This window comes from Dyadobacter sp. SRI_021 (genome assembly GCF_057586235.1).
This window is the reverse complement of sequence record NZ_JBYCZM010000006.1, coordinates 266764-289330: the sequence shown is the minus strand read 5'-3', so window position 1 is coordinate 289330 and position 22567 is coordinate 266764. Positions and strand designations below refer to the sequence as shown.

Sequence of the window (22567 nt, the reverse complement as noted above, 5' to 3'; positions counted from 1 at the left end):
TTTTATTAATAATTCCCCAACACGCTCTCCTCAGGCATCAGCATTCAATATTTAATCAAAAGCATCCTTTGGAATCAATCACGATCTGCGCGTCGATTTCCTTGTAAGTGCCGCCTATTGTTCGGCAAATCACGTCCAGGTTGTCGTACAACGATTCATTACGGACCGTGGTAGAGATGATGCATTGAGCCAGCAATTCATGATCACAGAGGATCTGAACACCGTATATCTTTTCAATTTCAGCAAATACCTCGGTAACGGGTACCTCGTCGAACCGAAACTTTTTCGCGTCCGTGATGGGAGCGATGGGCAGCGGCTCCTGCACCAGATTTTTCACGAGCGTCTCGCTGTCGCGGTTGAATGTCCCTTTCTGATTGGGCAGCAATAGCAATCCGGTAGTTTCCGGGTCATCCATCTGGATCCGGCTTTGCTTGTACACCGACACCCGCCCCGTCCTGACATGCACGGTCACAGCCTGGCTGTTTTCAAACGCCCTGATCTCGAAACTGGTACCCAGTACCTTTGTCACCGTCTCATTGGCATATACCAGGAATGGCCGGGCGGGGTCTTTGGTTACATCAAAAAAGGCCTCCCCGCTCAGGAATACCTCACGCTTATGTTTTTGAAAACGGGTCGGATAGCTCAGCCTGCTGTTTTTACCGAGGGTAATGACCGTTCCGTCTTCCAACCGGACTTCCATCGGCGCTGCGCCGCGATTCTCCTTTTCAAACAGTTGGTTCTCAACCTTCGCGTGGGTGAGCAATTCTTTATATGTAACCCGCTTTTGATCGGCATGCATAGCCTGAAAAATAGCAAATGCGGCCACCACCGCCACGCAAGCCGCGGCTAGAAACGTGATAAACCGTTTCCGGACCGGCCTGGGGCTAACCGGTTCCTCCCGGTTCTCAGCCGATGACTCGATCCTTTGCCAGAGTTTCTGCTCGTCAACGACGGGAATCACCTCCTGTTCTGCCTGGTGCAGTTCCAGCACTATTTTCGAGGCTTTTTCCACTACCTCCCGCTTGTCCGGATTCGACCGGATAAATTCCTCCCACCACAATGCGTCCTTATTTTGCAGGACCCAGCTTATGAAGGAGTCATTCCCCAAAAGATCCTCAATATTTAAACTTTCATCATTCATGGTCAGGGATAAATGGTATGCGCACAACTAACAGGTACAACAATGGCAGAAAACTAACCTATTGCCGGGCATTTTTCTCAAAATTCATTCAACGGAAGCCATCCGGGGAACTCGCCGAACGGTACCAGCAGCGACAGGATCGTCAGTTTGCTAAGCTTCGTGCGCAGCACCGCATAGGATTTATAAAGCAGATTGCTCACGCCCTGCTTGGACAATCCCATCAGTTCGGAAATTTGGTCCAGGCTCATTCCGTGGTAAAAACGCAGGTTAATCACCTCCTTCTGCCGGTCGGACAAGCTTTCGACCGCGCTGCGCACGCGTTGGGTACGTGCGTGAAGCTCCTCGGAAGCGATATGCTGCTGCTCGGTGGAAAGTGAAACCAGGTAGTCCAGAAAGCCGTCGATATCCTCGGCCTGCTCGAAAACGTCGTTTCTGCCATTGCGCAAAAGCCGGTTGCGTAATGCCCGGAACAGGTAAAATTTGACATTCTCCGCTTCGGTCAGGTACTCTCTCCGCCTCCAGAGATCAATGAAAAGATCGTGTATGGCATCTTCCAGAAGCTGCCTGTCGGCTGTGAGCCGGTGCCCATAGCTGGTCAGACTCTTAATATGACGCTGGTACAGCGCCTGGAAAGCCTGAATATCCCCTTGCTTGAAACGATGCCAGATAGGCAGCTCGCTGCCCGTATCTGATTCAACTCTGGTAAAAATAGACATCCCGGTTGGCTTCCGTTGAGTAAGTGATGTGACGTTTTTTGGCAAATAAAAGAAAATTCTTAAAAAACTATCTTTGTTTAGTTGCAAAAAAAATAAATAATATACAAAATCAAGTCAACCTTATAGCGTGCGCTCCTCAGCGAATAGGCAGAACCAAGGAAGAGGCGCACCACCTATCGATAACGATTATAGTTATACGCAACATAATAATCCTAACTCAATACAATCAACAGCTGCTGGCCTTTTTGAAAGGTTAGCTCGCGATGGAAGTGGACGCTGACCATACCATTTTGCCGCTCGAATGTGGCAGGTATCTTTTGTTCCCCCAACATCACGGAAATGGAAGATGAACTTCGCTTACCGGCCATTTCGAAGCGGCATTGCTGTAATCGCAATGAACCATATTTCAACGCCAGCCTGTGCTCCTGCCTGTCGCTAGTCACCTTCTGCGAATAAGTCCCCCAGCCTTCGGCAACGGTGAATGGTGCCCTGAAATTCTCCTTGTTCCACCGGGGAGCGAATTGTATGGTTCCCTTGGGGCCGTGGTATTCAAAACCACAGGCCGTAATGAAAGTACCGTAGCTGGCCATTGCCCTGGCATAATGGTCGCTGCATTCGATCTCGTTGTAGGGGTTACGCCGGGCACCGTGATACCTGTCATGGATAAAGCGGGTCAGGACAAGCGCTTCCTCCACCATTCCTTCGGCCATCATATGTGCGGCTACCTGATGCTCGAAACCGCTCATGCATTCATGAAAATATCCGAGCTGCCAGGTGACATCTTCGCCGAACGGCTTTTCCTCATTTAAGGGGTTGGTGTTCATCACCATACCTCCTTCACCAGCCACCGCGTAGGGTCGGCCGCCGAGATGTGTCTTAATGTAGGGGCCAACATCGGGCGTAAAATTGTACTTCCACAAGGCTTTAAGTGCCGACAAAGTCTTACCCTGATCCAGGATACGCGGCAAACCCACCTGATGTGCCCAGCTCTGGCCGTACACCTGGTCGATATGGCAAGTATTATAGGAGCCGAGCTTCTTCCGGCCCTGAACGGCGTCGGGCCGGTGAATGAAGTATTCGCCATTATAGAGGTGTTGCTCCATGTTGGCTCTTCCCTTCGACACATATTCGCTGCATATCCCTGCCATTTCTCCATCCCCGACTTCCTCTGCCATTGCCTGGGCCGCCCGTGCGGCCGCGATACACAGTCCGACGATCCAGGCTATTTCTCCTTCCCAAACAGCATCCAGCGTGTTTTCCATGGGCGTATCGGTCATACCGTCGCCATTTTTGTCCTGTGCGAGCATAAACTCCACTGCCTTTTTGATCCGCGGCCAGTTTTGCGAAAGAAAAGTGGCATCCGGCGACATCTGGTGCTCCCTGTAAAATCGCAGTATGGTACCTGCCTGCCCGTCGATGGCGGGACGGCTCTCATTTTCAGCGCGAAAAATGATGGCACCCGTGTCTTTCACAAACCCTGCGCCCAGATCTACCTCAGCCCGTAAACGCCGTTCAAGTTCTGGAAATATCCGCGCGACCGCCTGCGCGTACTGGTACACGTGCGTGCAAGTGCCTGCGCATGCGCCCACACCCTCCCATCCCCAGAACCTTCCGGAGGCAAAACGGTAGGTATTGGCCGTGGCCAGCGTGCCGATGTTCACAAATGTCCGCTCCATAAACCAATGGGGTAAAGAAGTATCATTCCAGGTCTGGTGCCACAGCTCTGTGTCCCTGGTCAGGGATTTGAAATTTTCGGCGACATAGCCCGCCACTCCACTGGCATCTTTGAAACGCTTTCCATAGTAATATCCATTTTGAGCATCTTTAACCAGTTCCCGCAGTTTCGGGTTCGGGTTGTTGAAGTGCCAGGCTATGATAAAATCTTCCTGCAAGACCGCCCGCGGCTTTAAGGTACCGTTAACGACCAGGGCGCCGGTAGATTTCTCGGATGCGTCGGTTTGGTTATTCTCCACATCGGGAAGATCAAACGAGGCGCTATCCACGGGCCAGGACGAGTAGCCGGCTAATGGTCTCGCACGCGCATTCATGACCGCCAACGCGGTGGTCCCGAAATCAATCGCCTGTTTAAACGATTCGTCTTTGGGTAACAGCTCGTAATGCAATTCGGTCCGGTCCTGATGCCGCCGCGCGACATTGATTTTAGTCCCGCTGCCTTCTTTCGCCGAAACCTTGCCAGCTGCATTTTCCATCCAGCCCAGCACCGAAACCTGCATAGGCTCTTCGGACTTGTTTCGAACAGACACCCGTAGTATCGTGGCCGGCAGCGACGAGCGCTCGGCATCCAGCGGAATGAAAGGGGAATAGCCCCTCAACGTCACCTCTACCGGCAGCGACCGTGATGTGTACGTCACAGTCGCAACCGGGTACTTTGCTTCAAAACTCACCTCATCCCAATCCTTTTCATTAAGCTCTTTCACGATTGTGCGGCCCCAGTATGTAATGCGTAAGGCGAACCCCTGGTCCAGCCGCCGCTTATTTTCAGCGATCGCGGGTTCCACATAGCTTGCGCCATCGCGCGAACGGATTTTCCTGGTGGACGTGCCGTCCTCCCACAAAACCGTCTTAGGATCGATCCCCTCATTCTTGCCTTCCTCCGACTCGTTATAAATCTGCCAAAGCCAAAGCCTGCCGTCCCCGCCCATATAGACCGTCCCTGCATGCAACCCTCCTACGGGCATCCCGATGAATGCCAATTCGTTCCTGGTTTTCAGGTAGGTAGCGGGCTCCCCTCTTAGGTACAACGATTTAACCCAGACCGGATCCAGCGCCTTGTTGACCGGGATATTGTGTACCGGGTACCCGGCAGGCTTTAATATACCCGATTTACCCAGCAGGGGCTTAGCGAAGAGCATCGTCGTTAGAAGACTGCCTTGTCTGATGAAGTTACGGCGTGATGCGTTTCTCGGTTCCATTCTCAATAAAATTTCGGTAAAGGGTAAAAACCGGCCTGGCTTGCAGCGTTTGCCCGGCCTCCGGCAGGACATGGCGGCGAACTTATATAAGTTCACCTTAATCCGGAAATTTTTCCATTTTTTTATTTTACCAAAGCGCGTGCACGAGCACTCACGCGCTTTGGCCGACTGTTCGTCTGTCCAAACGTGCCGTCTGTCGCCGGAAGTTGGTACGTCCGAGGCAAACCGGTAAACTTGCGGGTACTTTCAAGGGCATCTGCCGCGCATCCCCGCCCGTTCGTACTCCAGACCAACTTTATTAGCCATGAAAACCGTGCATGAACGCGCGCTCACCGCCATTTTGTGGGCAATACTGCTTTTCCTCACCGCTTGTTCGAAGGACAAAGTAGCGGTCCCTGAACCGTTACCGGACGAAACTGCCCCGCCAATCCGTCAGCTGATCCGGGAAATAGATTGGGAAACTTTCGAATACAAGGCTGCCGTAAGCTACCATGCCGACAGTAGCATTGACCATATCAACTACACAGGCTCCCATGGGCAGACCGAGCTCAAAACGTTTGCATATAAGGAAAAAAACGTTTCGGAAGTTAATGTGGCCGGCTCCATATCGAAAAAACTGTATGAATACGACGGGAAAGGCAGGCTCAAAACCATGCGGATGATGAAGAAAAATGCCGGCCCGTACGATAATTCTGTAAAGATTGTATTTGTGTATGACGACCAAGGCGTCGTACAGAAACTGGAACGCTATCAGATCACGCCCGCAGGTACTCGGATGGACGTCGTCCATCACTACGAATACGACAAGGCCGGTGAACTGCTGCGCATACGCTCCGAACAATCGGATGGCTATCAGACGCTAACGCACATTAAAGGCTTCTCGCCCCAATTCGACCATGATCCCTGGCTCTTTATCGAGGATTTCAGCAATCCCGATTACGCCGTTTTCAATTTTCCTGTACTGCATGCTATGAAGGGCCGGCTGCCCCTGCAAATTACCTATGAAATACCGGATAAGAACGGCGCATTCAAAGCCCAGCGCATCACCACGCAGCAATTCCAGGTAGCGGACAAAAAGATACAGCGCATGAAAGTAACTGTCCACTACCCAGGGCTTGTACAGGCAGACGATGAATCGGAAATCAGCTTCAAATACTGAAACACGCCCTATTGAACAGCACTATTTTGTACTTTCGAAGACATTTCTATCCGAAAGCAGCAAACATGGAACCTGTTACACTCAGCAAAACGCAAGCCAGAAAAATTATCCTGAACGCTGCCGGGCTCGCCCGGAGAGCGCAGTTCGGGACGGGGATCGAAGCGGTTTACCGGTTGATCGACCACCTGGGTTTTGTGCAGCTGGATACGAATTACGTTGTAGAGCGCGCACACCATCACGTCATGGCGGCCCGCATTCCCGACTATCAGACGGAATGGCTTGGCCAGCTCTGCGAGGATGGTAGTATTTTCGAATATTTTGCTTCCGATGCGGGCTATTTTCCCATGCGCGATTTCCGGTTTTCATTGCCCGTGAAAAGGGCTTTCAAAACACAACGCCCGCCCCTTACCCCTGCGGAAAACAATTTATTGAAACAGGTGCTCGACCGGGCAGAACGGGAAGAGTCGCTCATGGTTGGTGATTTTGAGAACGACCGGGTGGAAGCCAGCTCCGGCTGGTGGGATTGGCGACCAGCCAAGGTAGCACTCGAAAGACTTTACCTCGACGGCGAACTGATGATCAACCGGACGAAGGGCTTCCAGAAAGTTTATGTCCTGCCGGTTAATACCATTCCATCGGAAACCGACCTTACCATGCCCAATGACGTTGAATACGCCCGTTTCGTTATCCGGCGCACCTTGGGCGCATTGGGTATCGCCTATGCGAAGGAAATCGCCTGGCGCGCCCGCCGCGTGAAAGGCAATCTGGTAAAAAAGGAGTTGGAGCATATGGCACGCTCAGGGGAAATAAAGACGGTGGTAGTGGAAGATCTGAAAGGCCCGCTCTATATGCTTCCCGACCAGGAAATACACCCCGAAATATCCGGCGAGGTTTTCATCCTTTCTCCATTTGACATACTGAACGTCTTCCGCCACCGCTTGAAAGACTTCTTCCATTTCGACTATCAGATCGAATGCTTTGTGCCCGCGCCGAAGCGTCAATACGGTTATTTTTCATTGCCTGTTCTTGCCGGTGAAACATTCATCGCCAGAATGGATGCCAAAGCTGACCGTAAGCAAAAAGTATTGATCGTGCATAACCTGCATTTTGAACCCGTGGACCTGGACGAGGCTACTATTGAAAAGCTCGCGCAAAGCCTTAGAGCTTTTATCAGGTTCAATCAATGCAACGATATTGTCTTCAAAAAATCGAATAACCAGGCGTGGCTGGAGACAATTATCGAAAGTTTGTCCAGTGGATTTTGACACGAAACTTCACTGACTTCGTGCTCCACCGGGCAATCCGCCTACTCCGCAACGAACCATCTCGCAACCGCTGGTCGTAAATTCTGTAAAAGGCCCTTGGCTCGTTCCTGACAAGGTTTTGTAGTAAAAATTCAAGAGGCTCCGAAGCCATTTGATCGCCTGAAATCTTCGCCCCACGAAGCGGGCATTACACCCATGAAATACGCGGTGTCACCCCAAAACACAAAATGCGGCGGGCTGAAACGGCTATACTTGCGAAGTAAAACGAAGGATACTTATGAAGTAAAAAACACCTCTCATGAAGATCCTGCGCAATTATTCGAAAGAGATCACAGGCTTGTAGTAGTATCCGAACACGACAGCCTGATCCTCCCAAAGCACCCAGGCAAATGATCAGATAAAGTCCCTCCGTGAGCCCTGCTCCCGGCTGGCATTGCTTTGTATTTCCATAATCAAATACCCTCATAAACAGCTATGCGAATAGAATCTACGTTTAGGCAATTCACAAAACAATTTTACAGGCGATGGTCAGCGCTGCCAGGCCTTTTAATGCTCGCTGTCACCGTGCTCTCCGCCCTGAATCAGGCCTACGGAGAAGGTTCCGGCGCGTGGGGCGTTACTGACAACCGGCAGGCCAACCTGTTCGTCCCTTCCACATCTTCTTCGGGTGGCGGCAATACCGGCTATGTGACCAGGGGCTTCATGATGCTCGCTTCAAACACAGGTACGGCGAGCACCCCCTACAATCCGGCACATCGTATGTACGTATGGGTTAAGGCAAACGAAACCGTATTTTACGGTTTCAGAACCTCTTCCGGAAGTACTACGGTCCATTTCAACTGGTATTACGACGCTTCTTCAACAGGTTACTACCCAACAGCCACCGCTGCTCCGAACCGGGTTCAGGTGCAGGACCAGGATATCAGCCAAGGCTCCGGCGGTGCCACAGGCCGGCCCTCCAATGCCGCTGCCGCCAGTGCCGGACCTTCCCAGGTTACCGGAAACGGCTACACGGCTTATTCATTTAAAAACACCACCGGCGCCGACAGGGCTTTCTGGGTCGAAATCACATCGAGCAACCTGGAATTCAACTATTGGGATGTTACTGTGGCCTCAGGATCGGCGGGCAATTACACCCGGCAAAACGGCCGTCTTTATTGCAAATACTGGAGTATCGTGAACGACCTGCCGAACACGGCCGGCTCGTCCAGCTCCACTTCGTCCCCTGCCAACTTCGGGTTCTACATCCCGATCGATAATACCTATACGCCGGCCAACGATTTTTATGTAAAATATGCCAACTTCGGAGGTAGCAGCTCCGGTTATGCCATATTTTTTGCAAACCTCAATGGCCCGAAGAACAACCTCACATTCGAACAGAACCGACGTTCGATGAATGGCTCCTCATCGAACGCGCATTTCCCGCTGTTCCTGCGTAATCCGGACGCCAGTGTGTGGCCTTCTCCCCCATTGCCGATAGCGGATTTCCAGGCGGTATTTTCCAGAAGGCCGGGTTCTATTCCAGCCGCCGGCCAGGCGTCCTTCACGGTCGTTATCGATAACCCTTCCATCGTGGATATTCTGATCGACCTCAACGGCAATGGTTACTACGACGGGAAAGACGTGATACTTTCCAATGAATATCATGCTGCGGGCACCTACCAGATCTATTGGAACGGCAAGGACAATACCGGGGCGGACGTACCAGCCGGTACGGCGATTCACTTTGTATCCTCGCTGCTATTCTACCCGGTGCATTTCCCGATCTACGATATGGAGCAAAGCCTGGGTATCTCTATCAAACACGTGCGGCCGCTCCGGTCGGGCACCGAGCCGATCAACGACAAACTTTACTGGGACGACTCGGACATCGCACGGGCTAACATCCCGGGTACCAGCACGATGAGCCCGAGAAGCGTACCGGTGAATGTGACCGGCGTATTGGGGCCGGATCATAAATGGTGGGCTAACGGGGATAATGGTTTCAGCCAAAACAATACTATCAATACCTGGACCGGCGCCTACAACGACGAAATCGTACGTGAACTAATTTTCAACTATGCTTCGGATATCGATCTGGCAGTAACCAAAACAGTATCGCCGGAAACCACCAAAGTGGGAGAAACCGTCACGTTTACAATTCAGGCGACCAATTTGCCGCTTCCCGAGAATGCCGGAAACCCCATTACTGCAACGGGTGTAATCGTGACCGACGCACTTCCCGACGGTTATTCAGTCGAGAATGTGAGCGTTTCCAAAGGCTCCTGGAATGCGGGCAGCGATACTTGGATGATCGGCGACCTGGCAGAAAACGAGGTTGTTACCATGACAGTTACTGCCAAAGTGAATGCAACAGGGCCCTATTTGAATACGGCCATTGTACAGGGTAACGAAAACGACGATAATCAGGATAACAACAAAGACGATGCCGCTGTTACCGTGATATACCCCCAGCCGCCGAATTCGGATGACCATTCCACAGCTATCAGCAGGCCGGCTGTCGACCAGGTAATCCTGTTGAATGGCAGTGGCGGTAACCCTCCTTTGTTTTCTGGCAACGATCCGGAAGATGGTACTTATTCGGGCAATACGGGCTCCATTGCCAACCCGCGCGGGGTAATCATTACGTCGCTTCCTACCAATGGCGAGCTATATTATGACGGATCCCTGCTAACCGAAAACGAGGTAACGACCACCAGGGTATTTACTAATCCTGCATTGTTCAGCATCAAAATGACCGGTATCGGGTATTCCAAAACCTCATTTGAATATGCATACGTGGACGCCGACGGGCTCACCGACGCGAGCCCGGCCACCTACACGCTCACGTGGGAAGGTGCATTGCCGGTAACACTTATAGCTTTTGGAGCCGTTCCGGAAGAGAACCGGGTTCGCCTGTCATGGAAAACAGCAGAAGAAACCAATGCCTCCCACTTCGACGTGGAACGGAGCCGGGACGCTACAAACTGGCAAAAGATTGCAGAAACCGAGGCAGCAGGCGACAGCCGTGAGTTGAATAGTTACACAACGACCGATGAAGCACCGCTTGCCGGAATAAGTTACTATCGTCTTAAAATGATTGACCGCGACAATAGCTTCGCCTACTCGCGCACAGCGAGCGTGAACCTGGGGAATAGCGGGCTTGGAGTACGGGTGTATCCAAATCCGGCTTCCAGCGTCCTCCTTATTCAGGGCGTAAGTCCGAAATCGGTCAGCCATATTTCACTGACCAACGCCAGCGGGCGAATAGTCGCACAATATGGTTCCGTACCTGAAACCGGAATCGACCTTAGCAAGCTTGCCAACGGGATGTATCTCATCAAAATCGTCACAAATGACGGTTTGCAGACAGCCAGAAAAATCGTAGTCAGCAAGTAATCAGCTCCGTATCTTACGTAACGCCGTCCGGCTAACTTTTTACAGTTGACTGGGCGGCGTTTTTAGTCGGAAATTATCCGTTATTGCCAAAAAATTCGCCCCCGACATGATCCAACGAAAAAAACAGCACTGGTTTAAGATGCTTTTTGTCTGGCACGGATCCGTGCTTCCGCAGCTGGTACCGCGTCTCCTCGTGCTACTGGTCCTTTCGGTGCTGATCGTGTTCGTGAACGGCACCCTTTATCATTACAAAATACCTTTAAGCCCTGCCCCCTTCACCATTTTCGGGATTGCCCTGGCATTGTTTCTCGGGTTCCGCAACAATGCCAGTTACGACCGTTTTTGGGAAGGCAGGAAACTCTGGGGCGCCCTGTTGAACGACACGCGCTCGCTGGCACGGCAAGCATTGACGCTCACCGGCTATGATCCTAAAAGTAAAGAGACCGGAGATTTCGTCGATATGCTCATCGCATTCACCCATTGCCTCAAACATCAACTCAGGAAAACCGACGCCACCCATGACATTCAGGACAGATTGCCCGGGGAGCTTGCCGCTATATTGAAAGATGCCCGTTTTAAGCCAGTCATATTAATGCGTGAAATGGGTGTTTGGATAAAACAGGCCCGGGAAAAAGGCCTGATCGATCCCATTTGCCAGGTAGCGATGGACGAAAACCTGAACAAACTCTCCGATATTGTGGGAGGCTGCGAAAGGATTGCCTCCACGCCCATACCCTACACCTACCAGGTACTGCTTCACCGCACGGTCTATTTGTATTGCTTCCTGCTGCCTTTCGGGCTGGTCGACAGCCTGGGATGGATCACGCCTTTGATCACCGTTTTCATTGCCTATACATTTGTTGCATTTGAAGCCATTGCGGATGAACTGGAAGATCCGTTTGGCACCGAACCGAATGACTTGCCCTTGAACGCAATGAGCAGGATCATTGAAATAACCCTGCTCGAAATCGTTGATAAGCCGGTTCCTGACGCTGCGCTGCCCGATGGTTATATGCTCGATTAAGCCTGGGAATTGTATTTAAATAAAGAAGGCTGACGAGGTCCCCGGAATGGAGTATCTACCAGCCTTCTAGTCAATAGGGGAATTCTCTACTTAATCGAAACCGCCTTCACCGTATTATGGAAGAAGGTAGGAATATACAGTACCTTGGCCTTGGGATTATAGGCGAGGTCCGCCGAGTTTATTTTCTGCGGCGAGGTGTCGCTTTTGAGCTCGGTTGTTCCATCCGCTTTCACGTACCACACTTTTCCAGCCCATTCTGTTACTACATACGTCTTTTTACCCAGCCCAACGATACCATCAATGCCGCCGGAAACTTTGGCGATAGTGCTGAGTTTCTTCGTAGCCGGATCCAGGCTGAACAACGTACCGTCGCCGTTGCCTATCAATAACTGGTTGTTTTCAAACAGCAGCCCGTTGGTACCTTTCAGCGGGTCGCCTTCCAGCACGAGACTTATCTTGCCGCCGTTCAGCGCCCATACTTTCCCATGACCGGAATCGGTAATATATATAACACGCTTTTTGGTATCAATGGCAATGTCGTTGAGGAACTTGGCCCCCTCGACCGGGTAGCGGTTCAAAATCTTGCCTGATGCCAGGTCTATTTCAGCAACCTGCGTCATTTCAGTCACATACAGCTTATCTCCCAACACGCCCATACCTTTGGTGGAGTTGAGGTTTTCAGCAAATTTCAATTTAATCACCTTTCCATCCAGACCTACTTTGGCAATGAAGCTGTTTTTGTTGTCCATACTGGGGCCGCCGTTGATGCAGGCCACATACAGGACATTCTGGCCCGGCTCAAACAAAACGCTTTCGGGCGTCCGCAATGTAGTATCGCTTTCCCAAACCGGTGTCAGCTCGATCGTTTGAGCCTGACTGGTAGATAATGTACCTGCAAAAAGACCTGCAAGCACGAAAAGTAAGGATTTTGACATGAGTAAAATGTTAAGTGTTAATAATTGCTGGCCCGGCAATACAGCAAAACGGGCACATCGCAAATGTAGGCAGTTTCTTGAACGTGTTACAAAAAAGCGCGGTAAAGAACATTATTTTGTTACAAACCCGGGAATGGGTCGGCAAAGCGCATCCCATTTTCCATAAGCCCTATTTCGCGCTCCGTGCACAGGCAAGCATCCAATTCGCTCGTGATCTGGTACTGATCCAGGTCCTGCCCGATCAGCACGAGCTCGTTGATCCGGTCACCGAACTCGCCCCACCGTGCTTCGATCGCTTCCCGGTTATCCATATACGCCTGGTACCGCCTTCTTTGCTCGGCTGGCATGCTGGCCCACCATACCCCCGCCGATTCAGCCCGTACCGAACCGCCTGCCTGGCTCCAATTGAGTGCCTGGCTCGCCCGCGAGGCCAGCCAGAACAGACCTTTGCTCCGGATAATGCCCGCGGGCCAGTTTTGCTGGATGTAGTCCCAAAAGCGTTTCGGATGAAATGGCCGCGCGTCGCGGAATACGAATGAACTGATCCCGTACTCCTCCGCTTCCGATATGTGCCCCCCACTTTCAGCTTTTTCCAGTTCACGTATCCATCCTGCATTTTGTTCCGCCTGCCGGTAGTCGAACAAACCCGTATTCACGATTTGACTGATGTCAACTTTCGAAAAGCTGCTTTCGATGATCCGAGCACCGGGGTTGAGCGCCTTGATGATCGCGTGCAGCTCTTTCAGCTTCGGAAGCGCGACGAGGTCGGTTTTATTGAGAATAATGACATCGGCAAATTCGATCTGGTCGGTCAGCAGGTTCACGATCGTCCGGTGATCCGGGTCCTCGTTCAATTTGCGGCTCGCCACGGTGTCCATCGAACCAAAATCCCTGGCGAAATTGAATGCATCCACGACGGTCACCATACAGTCGATCGTCGCCCAGCGTGACAAGTCAATACCGCTTTGCTCGTCCACAAAGCTGAACGTTTGCGCAATGGGTACAGGCTCCGAAATGCCCGTGCTCTCGATCAGCAGGTAATCGAACCGGTTTTCCTTCGCGAGTTTCTCTACCTCGATCATCAGGTCTTCCCTGAGCGTGCAGCAAATGCAGCCATTTGACATTTCAACCAGCCGCTCGTTCGTACGGCTTAGCGTATGCTGCCCTTCCACCAGGCGGGCATCCACATTGATTTCGCTCATATCGTTCACGATAACAGCCACTTTCATCCCCTGCCTGTTATGGAGGATGTGGTTCAGCAAGGTTGTTTTTCCAGCCCCTAGAAATCCGCTCAGGACGGTGACGGGCATTTTGTTATGGTTCATAAGTAAGGTTTATAATTTGCAACATTGTTGCAAATTATAAACCTTAGCGCATAAATGCAACATTGTTGCATTTATTAAAATTATACTTCGGCCACACGAAAGGGTTCTGTTCCTGCTTACGGCCTTGTCCCCAATACAGATAATTTATTTAACAGTGTTAAAATTGCATCAGTCCCGGCCGGCAAGGCCCTTTTCCCATTGGTCGCAAAAAGTATTGCAGGTCACAAAATCCGCATTCCGCTTTTTCAAAGCACGTACCAGGCCATCCAGTTTTGCGGTCAGCTTATCGCCATTTACCTTTTTGACATAGCCCGGCAGCGTATAAGCGCTCAGGTCGGCAAACTCCCATGGATGGAAATAGAGCATCAGGTTACCGCGCTTTTTTAACGTGAAGCCGCACAGCGCGGCGTAGATATGGAGCGGCAAGTTCTTGAACGACAGCCAGAACAGGGGAAAACGCAGCCAGGGCGTGGTAGAGCAAGGCAGTTCGATCAACCCGTCGGTCTGGCTTGGCAGCGGGTTCTCTCCCAGGAGATTATAGCGTCCCGGCAGCCAGGTCGGGTTCAGGGACGAGTCGTAGCGGAAGTCGCCCCGGCGTAAGGCCGTCCGGTCGAATGGTTTCAGGCGCGGCATGCGGAAGCCATTCACGGTTTGTCCGCTAACCGCCTCCAATATGCTGCGGGATTCCATGATATCACTCTCGCGGAACACGTGTGCAGGCGAATGCACGAGTGCGTGCGAGGCGATCTCGTGTTTTTGGGCCAGGTGCCGGATCAATGCCGGGTTTTCGGCGGCAAAACGCCCGGTGGTGAAGAACGTCGCGTGTATATGATGTGCATCAAGCACGGAAAGCACATTCTCCATGCCCCTCAGCGTCACTTGCATTTGCTCTGTTTCAGGCACTTTCTGACCATATTCTTCCGGAATATCGAACTCTTCCAGGTCGAAAGTAAGCATCACGAAAGATCGTTCCATAGGCCTCCCAGGATAGTGATTTTTGCAAAATTAACCGCTTCGCGGAACAGTACTTTCATGCTGAAATCGCTGAAAACAATGGAAGAATTGGCCGATACCTCTACCTTTTCTATGCCGATGCCCTTCCGGATGAGCTTGCGGATCAGTTCTACTTCAAAAACAAAAGTATTGGTTTTGGTTCCCTGTACTTCCGGCAGTATTTCCCGGCGAAGACCTTTGATACCAGCCTGTGTGTCGGTAATATGTTTGTTCAGAAAAAGGCGGTTCATTAAATGCAGCCCTTTGGAAAACAACTTCCTTTTCAGCGGAAGATTTTTGAAATATTCGGCGCTGCGGTTACCATAAACGAACCAGCATTCCGGGTTTTCCTCAAATATCCGCACCATTTCGACGATCGGGTCCGTGCCGAAAGGGAAATCAATGTCGGTGTAGACGATGATATCGCCATCGGCGCGAAGCGTGCCTTTCCGGATCGCGGAGCCTTTGCCCTCATTGACGGCATTATCAAGAAAGATAACATTCGGGATCCGGTTCAACGTCGCAACGTGGGTCCGGTCGAGACGGGTGGAGCCGTCGTTGGAAATAATGTACTGCACGACGCTGCCGGGCAGTTTTGCATTCAGCTCCCGGATATGGCCTTCCAGCGTCCCGCACCAGCCTGGCAGGGGATTGTAGCAGGGCAGCACAACGCTGATACCCGGCCGATTTTCAGTTTTCATGTCGATGAAGTAGTAATTGTGTTTGCAAAACCACCCACACAAGCACGCAAGGGATCACCTTGATCAGGTAAGGCTCGAAAAAGTTGCGGCGCAGGGAAGGCGGATAAATGTCGGTAGGTGCCAGAATACAGAATACGAATACGAGTATCAGTAATATTTTAGACCAGGGCGCCAGCCGTTCGCCGTTGACAATGTGGAAGAGCACCACACCCGGAATGGCGATCACATAAGTCGGCGATTCGGCCGCATGGTTGAATACAATCACCCAAAGCGAGGCGTAGGCAAACAAAAGCAGCCGCTCTTCCAGCGTGAAATATTGCTTTCTGAAAAAACATAACAGCCAGGTAATACCGAACAACACCACGCCCGCCAGCTGCACTTTGGTCACATCCTCAGGCGAAAATACCGGAATCCACACTTTCAACAGGCCCATAATCGAGAATCCGTAATTCACCGCGTGGTCGGCGACCAGGATTCCGTACCAGTCTTTATAAACCTGCACGAAATGACCGATCCCCGTCACTGGCAGCGGCAAGAGCGCCAATACCAGCGCCCAAAGCACCGAATACCCAATAAACTGCCCCTTACGCGGATAAAACAGGAACATGCCGGCGTAAATCAGTCCGTACCCCTTGATACAGAAAGCCAGCAACGGGAACAATGCGGCCCAGCGGGTTTTGCCGTTTTCGAGAAAAGTAAAAGTCAGAAGTCCCGACGCTGCAATGAGCGGGTTGGTTTGCTGGCCATGCAGCGACGTCACCAGCTCGAACAGGATGAACCACCAGAAGAACACTTTCTTGTCATAATCGAGCGGCAGGCTGCGGATGGCATAAAAAAGTGCCAGTGAACAGCATATGAGCCAGAGGAGAAGGCTGACCGGCAATGGCAGGAACGAAAAAGGTGCGAAAAAAATACAAAAGGTGGGATTGTAGAGAAACAGATCGAAATACTCTCCCGGGTATTCCAGGTGCAGGTTCTGATGCCTGGCCAGGTGGCCGAGCGCCGCCCTGAAAATCTGAAAATTATTATACTTCAACGGCCCGCCTGCATAATGCTGAATGCCGATAATGATGCTCAGCAGCACGTAGACAGCCAAAATAACCTTCTCACGCGAGAAGAACTCCAATACTCTTTTCATTACTCAAACGAACTTGTTAGGGATGGGTTTTGCTCCAAAGATAGAGCGCGGCGGATCAACGAAAAACGGGAAATCACCATCTTAGCACATTTTAATTTTTTCCTAATATTCTATAATCATGGCCTGCCGACAGGGCCGGCAATCCTGGACATGACGCGAAAAAATGTGTAACGGTTGTAACCGGTAGTGAGAATTTGTAACGCCCGCAGACGAACGTCCGGTTGTTCGGAAGTGAACACGGCAGGATAAGAATCCTGCATTTGAAGCATTTCCGGTACTGGGCGCTTCCGTTGCCGGTGTATGGAGATTGATTGCAAAAGACTTTCTGTCCTTAACCGTTATCGCTGCCGCCATGGCCATTCCGGTGAGCTATTATTTGCTGCCCCAAATGCTGGAAAAGCATCATTATCGTTCGACGATCCCGTGGTGGATCTTTGGCGGGTCAGCGGCCGTGGCTCTTTTATTCTCGATGCTAACCGAGTTACCAGGCCATAAAAGCCGCATTGACAAATCCGACAAAAGTGCTCCGTTCGGAATAACGGGTAACAGCAAATCTCGTATTTTCGGTATCGCAAATAACGTATGCCTATGTATGGAAATATCCTGAGAGCGACAGGAACCTACCAGGACAGCGAAATTGAACTCTTTGAGAAAGAGATTAGATTGCGCGAGGTCAGGAAACACGAATTGCTGCTCCGAAAAGGGCAAATTGCAAGAACAGTCTCTTACTTGCTGGAAGGCGCTGTCCGGCAATACGACATCCTGTCCGAATCGGAACATAACGTAATCGATCTCCACCTTGCCGGCGAGTGGTTCTTCAATCATGAAAGCCTGGTCGGTCAACGTCCTTCCAGGTTCTTCATTGAAACATACACGGATTGCCGATTCATCGAAATCAACCTGGAAACAATTCATTATCTGACCGGCAAGTCACTCGCATTCTTACAACTCAACAAGGTTTTGGAAGGCGCTTTTCAAAGGATGCAGTTTTTCGATCAATCCATGACACCGGTGGAGAAGTATCGGCACCTGCTCGACAACCGCCCGAAGCTAATTCAGGCTTTTCCGCTCAAAATCATCGCGTCGTATCTTAAAATTACACCTGAGACCCTCAGCAGGGCGAGGAATGCGGTCGCGAACGGCACTATTTCTTGATTTCGATCAAGACGAGTACTCGCACCAATGCCCTAATTTTGGCTGATAATATCGCATACCCTATGGAACATAAAGCACTATCAATCCGCCCGTTCATCGGGGCTACCGATTTCGAAGTCTCCCGGGCTTTTTACCGTGACCTGGGTTTTCAGGAAGTCGTACTGACGCCTGTAATGTCGCTTTTCAAAACCGGCGACTACGGTTTCTATCTGCAAAATGCATTCAACAAAGACTGGATCGACAATACGATGGTCTTTCTGGAAGTGGAGAATGTTCAGACTTTCTGGGACGACCTTGTGCAGCTCGACCTTCCTGCGAAATACCCAAATGCGCGCCTGACCCCGATCCGGGTCGACTATTGGGGCCGCGAATGCTTCGTTCACGATCCGTCCGGGATATTGTGGCATTTCGGGGAGTTTTTCAAGAAATAACGGCAATCCCGGAACCAGTGTTACCACCCATTCCGGGATTGTCCAGGTTACTTTTAAGTCAGCGTGACTTATCGTAAAATTACCGACCCGTATGCCGGGATTTTGAGCACTCTGCCACTTACTTCAGTCTTTTCAGAAGATCCGAACAGTAGTTTCTTCCCCGAAGCAGATGCAGGCAGTTCTACGGTCTTTTCGGTGCCGCTTACATTGTGCACAATCAGCAGGTCCCCGCTTGTGTGCGGGCGCGTGAATGCGATGATGTGCTCCTGCCGGATCCCTGCGTCACCCAGGTTCACAGGGGCTACCTGGCGCAATGCAGGATACTCGTGGCGTAGTTTGAGCAGCTTTTTGTAATGATTGTAAATGGATGAAGGGTCTTTCATCTGGGCTTCGAGGTTCCGGACTTTGTCGTCGGTGGAATACGACGGTTTCATCCAGTGCGTACGCAGCTTATCTTCTGCCGAAGCCTTCCATAAAAACGGTTCCCGGATGTTCTCGTCGGGCTTGTTACCGAGCATACCTATTTCTTCGCCATAGTACAGGTATGGTTCACCCGGCAATGTGAGCAACAGGCTCGCGGCGAGCTTCATTTTGGAAATATCACCATTCACGGTGGTGCCGATACGGACGTGATCGTGGTTGTTATTGAAAACAGCGTCGATGAAATCAGGATTGGCGGCTTTGTAGACCGCGTGCGTTTGCCGCAATTGTCCGATCAGGTCGATTGATTTTCCGGTTTTGAGCATTTCGTGTATAGCAAGCGCCGCGTCGATGTTGAAATTGGCAGGCAGGCCTTTGAAATACGGCGCGACTTTTTCCGGTGTTGACCAAACCTCTCCTACCAGATAAATATCCGGCTTCATGCTTCTGACCTTTTCGCGGAACTCAATCCAGAATGCGTGGCTTTTTTCCGCCTCCCAATCGGGATAAATGTGCTTGGCGGCATCGAGCCTGAACCCGTCCACACCTACTTCGTTGAGCCAGAATGCGGCTACCGCGTAAATCTCCTCCCGCACTTTGGGATTGTCGAAGTTGAGGTCAGGCATACCGCTCCAGAAGAGGCCATAGTACTTTTCTTCACCACCGTCTTTCACGGCATGCCAGGGATTCACCTCCCATGAATCGCCTGATTTCTCGCGTGTCGCGATGCCCAGTGAATCGATCGTCTTTTGTGGGAGCCACACATAATAATCGCGGTAAGGATTCTGTTTTCCCTGCCGTGCCTGCTGAAACCAGGGATGCTGATTGCTGGTGTGGTTCACGACCAGGTCCTTGATAATCCGGATGCCCCGCTTGTGCGCTTCCGACAGCAGCCTTTTGAAATCGGCCATTGTACCATATTCGGGATCGATCTGCCGGTAATCCGTCACATCATACTTGTGATAGGTCGGCGATTTACAAATGGGTGTGAGCCAGAGCGCATCCACGCCCAGGTCTTTTAAATAATCCAGCCTGGAAGTGATCCCGTTGATATCCCCTATTCCATCCCCATTCGAATCGGCGAACGAGCGGACGAATATTTCGTAGCAAACAGCGGGAGGATTGGTTTGCTGCGCCCATGCTGTGGCTCCTGCGAGAAGCCATAGCACGGCCAAAAAGCATCTTTTGACCTGCTTAAAATCCATGAATCAACTAAAAGTTATTTTTTCGTGATAGAATAAGTATAGTTACCTGCATTGCTCAGGTTGAGGCTGATGATGTACGTACCGGCCGCATCTACTTTGATATTCCCGTTGTCGAGCGTATCGGGAACGCCGTCGGCATTGCCGTCGCCATATGCCAGCGTCCAGTCATCATTCGCCCGGAATTTGATTTCTCCCTGAGTGAGTGCCACCTCGGCTGTCCAGGCGCCGCTTTTCGCGTCGTACGTCAGGTCCTGGTCCTTATCCCAGCCGCCTTTGGTCGCCGACCCCAGCACGCCCCATATGGTTTTGAGTGACGACCACGTGCTATTATTCAGGTCCGCTTTGAGCAGGTAGTAGCCCGCGCCTTTCTGCGTCAGGTTGCCGTTCGTGCCCAGCTTGCCGGGGCCTCCGCTACCGTAGTCGCCCTCATTCCAGTTGGGGGCATTGGTAAATTTAAACTCGGTTGTTTCATCGGGAAAATACACATAACCCTCGAATCTTTTGTCGTCCTTCACCGAAACCAGCTTCGGTGCCTTGTCCGGCGCCCAGCCCTGGTGACTGCCCGGAACGTAAATCGCCGGATACACGATCACCACAAAGTACGGCTTCACCGACAGTCCCTGGATAGCCGAGACTGTATTCATGCGTTCGGCGGAGGTACCTAGTGACGATATCACCCGTGCCTCCACATCCGCGGCCTGTCCGGCCGTGAGTTTGAGTTTGTTGATCATCAACCCATTGAGCTCGCCGGTGGTAAAGCCCTTTTTCAATGCGCTGCCGGCATTGATCTCCACCGGTTTCTGAAAATTATTACCCTTCTTATCCAGCTGGATGGTGTAGCTGATCACGCTGGCAAAACCGTAATCTACGGGCGTCCAGGAGAAAACGACAGCCTCCTTTTCGGCATTGGCGCTGTTCAATTCCAGTACGGGCTGGTTCACCGAAAGCACGGCCGCCGCACCGGGCGCTGCAATGGTTTTAATTTCATCCTTTTCACAGGCCGACATCACGACGAACGCCATTAATGAGGCCAAAACTGATATGCTTCGATACTTTATCATGGGTTCTGTTGGAGATTAGGGTTTGCGATAAGGTCTGTGGCTGGGATCGGGAACAGGTTGAAACTTTCCGAAACCCCTCTCCCGTCTTTTACTCCCCCCTTCCACGGCCAGAGGTAACTGCCGGAAGTAAGTAATCCGTACCGGACCAGATCGGTGCGGCGGTGGGCCTCCCAGTAAAATTCCCGGCCACGTTCATCAAGCACGTCGTTCAGGGTAATCGCCGTCACATTGCCGCTCGCATTGCCGTAAGCACGCTCGCGAAGTTTATTGAAATAGGCAACAGCCGTAGCTTCGTTGCCCCCTGCTCCACCGCGTTTCACAGCTTCGGCGTAGGTCAAGTACATTTCTGCCAGGCGGAAAAGCGGGAAATCGACGGACGAAAACGAGTTGCCCGAGGACGGCACAATGGCACCCGACCGGGTAATGTTCCGGAATTTGGTAATCGCGAGACCATCGGTAAAAACGGAAGGGTCCTCCATTTCGATCTTCTGCCCGAAAAACATGGCGCGCTTGTCTTTATTGCCGCTGTAATCGCCGAAGCGCAACGGAAGGTTTTTGGTAGCGCGGTTGCCGCCCCAGCCGCCATTGGGAATGCCGAACGACGCCGGGTTCATCGCCGCATTGATACCTGCATTGATAATGAAGGTCGTACCGCCATTGTTCTGGGTTTTGATCCCGTCGTAATTGATAGACAGCAACACTTCCGGATTATCGACGTCATTATCGCCCAGGAACAGGTGCTTGTACTCGGGCATCAGCGAGTAACCCGACTTAATCACCTTTTCTGAATACGTAATCGCGTCGTTGTACCGTCCCTGGCCTTTACCCAGGTACACCTCTGCATTCAGGTACAGGCGCGCCAGCAAAGCCCAGGACGCCGCTTTATCTACGCGGCCATATTCGTTTTTACGGGGTTCTGCCAATGTCGCTTCCGCCGCTTTGAGCTCCGACTCTACGTAGGCAAACAAATCTGCCCGTTTAATTTGCGGTGGTATGTATTTTCCAATCGGGTCTTTCTCGGTCACAAAAGGAGGATTTCCGAAAAGGTCCATCAACACCCAGTATTGGAATGCCCTCAGAAACTGCGCTTCGGCACGGTAACGACGGATTTCCTCCGCATCCTGTCCGCCAATGCCCCGCCCGGCCAGCTTTTCATCCGACGACTCGCGGATAAACTCGTTACAAACCGTCACATGGAACAAGCTGCGGTTATAAAGCGCGCTCAGCAACACATTGCCGGCGGTCCAGTTCAGGTTATGGAAATCGGGAATACCCGGATCGTTCCATACGCAAGCCGCTTCGTCGGTCGTAAGCTCCTGAGCATTCCAGAAAAGCCTCAGAAAGTCGGCCTGGCCCGGGTCGATGCCCGCCAGGTCCGACGCATTGATACCGTTGTTACCGGCGAGCGCAAAGCTCCCGTACACCTTGGCCAGCACCTGTTTGTAGTCCGCAGGCGTTTTGTAGGCAATGTCGGCAGTAATAGAGTTCGTCGGCGAGAGGTCCAGGTCTTTCGTACAGGATACGGCCCCGCCGGCTAGCAGCGCAGAGCATAGCAATGTTTTATATAAGAATTTCATAATCAATATA

The 22567-nt window shown here is 51.6% G+C and carries 17 protein-coding genes; 6 read left to right on the top strand and 11 right to left on the bottom strand.

The features are described from left to right. Positions 1-55 precede the first annotated feature (55 nt). The 3 genes from AC2YIT_RS20150 to AC2YIT_RS20140 all read right to left on the bottom strand — a co-directional run bounded on the left by AC2YIT_RS20150 (position 56) and on the right by AC2YIT_RS20140 (position 4790). Positions 56-1141, bottom strand: coding sequence for a FecR family protein (locus AC2YIT_RS20150; protein ID WP_487280364.1), 1086 nt, complete (start codon positions 1139-1141; stop codon positions 56-58). A gap of 77 nt (positions 1142-1218) precedes the next feature. Further along, complete coding sequence (locus tag AC2YIT_RS20145; RefSeq protein ID WP_487280363.1) at positions 1219-1857, bottom strand: RNA polymerase sigma factor; 639 nt, start codon at positions 1855-1857, stop codon at positions 1219-1221. A gap of 212 nt (positions 1858-2069) precedes the next feature. Next, positions 2070-4790: a GH116 family glycosyl-hydrolase gene (locus AC2YIT_RS20140; protein ID WP_487280362.1), complete on the bottom strand. Its 2721-nt coding sequence runs from the start codon at positions 4788-4790 to the stop codon at positions 2070-2072. A 304-nt stretch (positions 4791-5094) separates the two neighbouring features. Between AC2YIT_RS20140 and AC2YIT_RS20135 the strand changes: the two genes are divergently transcribed. The 4 genes from AC2YIT_RS20135 (at position 5095) to AC2YIT_RS20120 (ending at position 11616) form a co-directional block, all read left to right on the top strand. Further along, the gene (locus AC2YIT_RS20135; RefSeq protein WP_487280361.1) at positions 5095-5949 is read left to right on the top strand and encodes a hypothetical protein; all 855 of its coding nucleotides are present in this window, start codon (positions 5095-5097) and stop codon (positions 5947-5949) included. A 65-nt stretch (positions 5950-6014) separates the two neighbouring features. Further along, positions 6015-7214, top strand: a complete 1200-nt coding sequence (locus AC2YIT_RS20130; RefSeq protein WP_487280360.1) for a winged helix-turn-helix domain-containing protein — start codon at positions 6015-6017, stop codon at positions 7212-7214. A 549-nt stretch (positions 7215-7763) separates the two neighbouring features. Next, on the top strand, positions 7764-10592 hold the full coding sequence (locus AC2YIT_RS20125; RefSeq protein WP_487280359.1) for a T9SS type A sorting domain-containing protein: 2829 nt from the start codon (positions 7764-7766) through the stop codon (positions 10590-10592). Between the two features lie 106 nt (positions 10593-10698). Beyond that, positions 10699-11616 (top strand): bestrophin family protein, encoded by a 918-nt coding sequence (locus AC2YIT_RS20120; RefSeq protein WP_430849462.1) that lies wholly within the window; start codon positions 10699-10701, stop codon positions 11614-11616. Between the two features lie 86 nt (positions 11617-11702). Here the strand turns inward: AC2YIT_RS20120 and AC2YIT_RS20115 are convergent, their stop codons facing one another. From AC2YIT_RS20115 to AC2YIT_RS20095, 5 genes are all read right to left on the bottom strand, one after another. Next, positions 11703-12551 (bottom strand): NHL repeat-containing protein, encoded by an 849-nt coding sequence (locus AC2YIT_RS20115; RefSeq protein ID WP_487280358.1) that lies wholly within the window; start codon positions 12549-12551, stop codon positions 11703-11705. A 119-nt stretch (positions 12552-12670) separates the two neighbouring features. Then, positions 12671-13876: a GTP-binding protein gene (locus AC2YIT_RS20110; protein ID WP_487280357.1), complete on the bottom strand. Its 1206-nt coding sequence runs from the start codon at positions 13874-13876 to the stop codon at positions 12671-12673. A 168-nt stretch (positions 13877-14044) separates the two neighbouring features. Beyond that, positions 14045-14851: a polysaccharide deacetylase family protein gene (locus AC2YIT_RS20105; protein ID WP_487280356.1), complete on the bottom strand. Its 807-nt coding sequence runs from the start codon at positions 14849-14851 to the stop codon at positions 14045-14047. Then, positions 14833-15570, bottom strand: coding sequence for a glycosyltransferase family 2 protein (locus AC2YIT_RS20100; RefSeq protein WP_487280355.1), 738 nt, complete (start codon positions 15568-15570; stop codon positions 14833-14835). The genes AC2YIT_RS20105 and AC2YIT_RS20100 overlap by 19 nt, the downstream gene beginning before the upstream one ends. Further along, positions 15560-16708, bottom strand: coding sequence for a glycosyltransferase family 87 protein (locus tag AC2YIT_RS20095; protein ID WP_487280354.1), 1149 nt, complete (start codon positions 16706-16708; stop codon positions 15560-15562). The genes AC2YIT_RS20100 and AC2YIT_RS20095 overlap by 11 nt, the downstream gene beginning before the upstream one ends. A gap of 588 nt (positions 16709-17296) precedes the next feature. Between AC2YIT_RS20095 and AC2YIT_RS20090 the strand changes: the two genes are divergently transcribed. Beyond that, a complete protein-coding gene (locus AC2YIT_RS20090) occupies positions 17297-17863 on the top strand; it encodes a Crp/Fnr family transcriptional regulator (protein WP_487280353.1) in 567 nt (188 codons plus the stop codon). Positions 17864-17925: 62 nt separating this feature from the next. Then, positions 17926-18294 carry a VOC family protein gene (locus AC2YIT_RS20085; RefSeq protein WP_430849476.1) on the top strand — a complete coding sequence of 123 codons (369 nt, stop codon included), beginning with the start codon at positions 17926-17928 and terminating at the stop codon, positions 18292-18294. Positions 18295-18362: 68 nt separating this feature from the next. Here the strand turns inward: AC2YIT_RS20085 and AC2YIT_RS20080 are convergent, their stop codons facing one another. The 3 genes from AC2YIT_RS20080 to AC2YIT_RS20070 are packed head-to-tail and all read right to left on the bottom strand — an operon-like array spanning position 18363 to position 22557. Next, positions 18363-19919 carry an alpha-amylase family glycosyl hydrolase gene (locus AC2YIT_RS20080; protein ID WP_487280352.1) on the bottom strand — a complete coding sequence of 519 codons (1557 nt, stop codon included), beginning with the start codon at positions 19917-19919 and terminating at the stop codon, positions 18363-18365. A gap of 14 nt (positions 19920-19933) precedes the next feature. Continuing rightward, entirely contained in the window at positions 19934-20980 is a 1047-nt protein-coding gene (locus AC2YIT_RS20075) for a SusE domain-containing protein (protein WP_430849479.1), read from the bottom strand. Next, on the bottom strand, positions 20977-22557 hold the full coding sequence (locus AC2YIT_RS20070; RefSeq protein ID WP_487280351.1) for a RagB/SusD family nutrient uptake outer membrane protein: 1581 nt from the start codon (positions 22555-22557) through the stop codon (positions 20977-20979). The genes AC2YIT_RS20075 and AC2YIT_RS20070 overlap by 4 nt, the downstream gene beginning before the upstream one ends. Between the last annotated feature and the right edge of the window lie 10 nt (positions 22558-22567).

Coding starts and splice junctions, on each gene's coding strand:
- AC2YIT_RS20070 (WP_487280351.1), bottom strand. CDS start 22,557: ATGAAATTCTTATATAAAACATTGCTATGCTCTGCGCTGCTAGCCGGC.
- AC2YIT_RS20125 (WP_487280359.1), top strand. CDS start 7,764: ATGCTCGCTGTCACCGTGCTCTCCGCCCTGAATCAGGCCTACGGAGAA.
- AC2YIT_RS20075 (WP_430849479.1), bottom strand. CDS start 20,980: ATGATAAAGTATCGAAGCATATCAGTTTTGGCCTCATTAATGGCGTTC.
- AC2YIT_RS20120 (WP_430849462.1), top strand. CDS start 10,699: ATGATCCAACGAAAAAAACAGCACTGGTTTAAGATGCTTTTTGTCTGG.
- AC2YIT_RS20115 (WP_487280358.1), bottom strand. CDS start 12,551: ATGTCAAAATCCTTACTTTTCGTGCTTGCAGGTCTTTTTGCAGGTACA.
- AC2YIT_RS20090 (WP_487280353.1), top strand. CDS start 17,297: ATGTATGGAAATATCCTGAGAGCGACAGGAACCTACCAGGACAGCGAA.
- AC2YIT_RS20105 (WP_487280356.1), bottom strand. CDS start 14,851: ATGGAACGATCTTTCGTGATGCTTACTTTCGACCTGGAAGAGTTCGAT.
- AC2YIT_RS20100 (WP_487280355.1), bottom strand. CDS start 15,570: ATGAAAACTGAAAATCGGCCGGGTATCAGCGTTGTGCTGCCCTGCTAC.
- AC2YIT_RS20085 (WP_430849476.1), top strand. CDS start 17,926: ATGGAACATAAAGCACTATCAATCCGCCCGTTCATCGGGGCTACCGAT.
- AC2YIT_RS20095 (WP_487280354.1), bottom strand. CDS start 16,708: ATGAAAAGAGTATTGGAGTTCTTCTCGCGTGAGAAGGTTATTTTGGCT.
- AC2YIT_RS20140 (WP_487280362.1), bottom strand. CDS start 4,790: ATGGAACCGAGAAACGCATCACGCCGTAACTTCATCAGACAAGGCAGT.
- AC2YIT_RS20150 (WP_487280364.1), bottom strand. CDS start 1,141: ATGAATGATGAAAGTTTAAATATTGAGGATCTTTTGGGGAATGACTCC.
- AC2YIT_RS20135 (WP_487280361.1), top strand. CDS start 5,095: ATGAAAACCGTGCATGAACGCGCGCTCACCGCCATTTTGTGGGCAATA.
- AC2YIT_RS20110 (WP_487280357.1), bottom strand. CDS start 13,876: ATGAACCATAACAAAATGCCCGTCACCGTCCTGAGCGGATTTCTAGGG.
- AC2YIT_RS20145 (WP_487280363.1), bottom strand. CDS start 1,857: ATGTCTATTTTTACCAGAGTTGAATCAGATACGGGCAGCGAGCTGCCT.
- AC2YIT_RS20130 (WP_487280360.1), top strand. CDS start 6,015: ATGGAACCTGTTACACTCAGCAAAACGCAAGCCAGAAAAATTATCCTG.
- AC2YIT_RS20080 (WP_487280352.1), bottom strand. CDS start 19,919: ATGGATTTTAAGCAGGTCAAAAGATGCTTTTTGGCCGTGCTATGGCTT.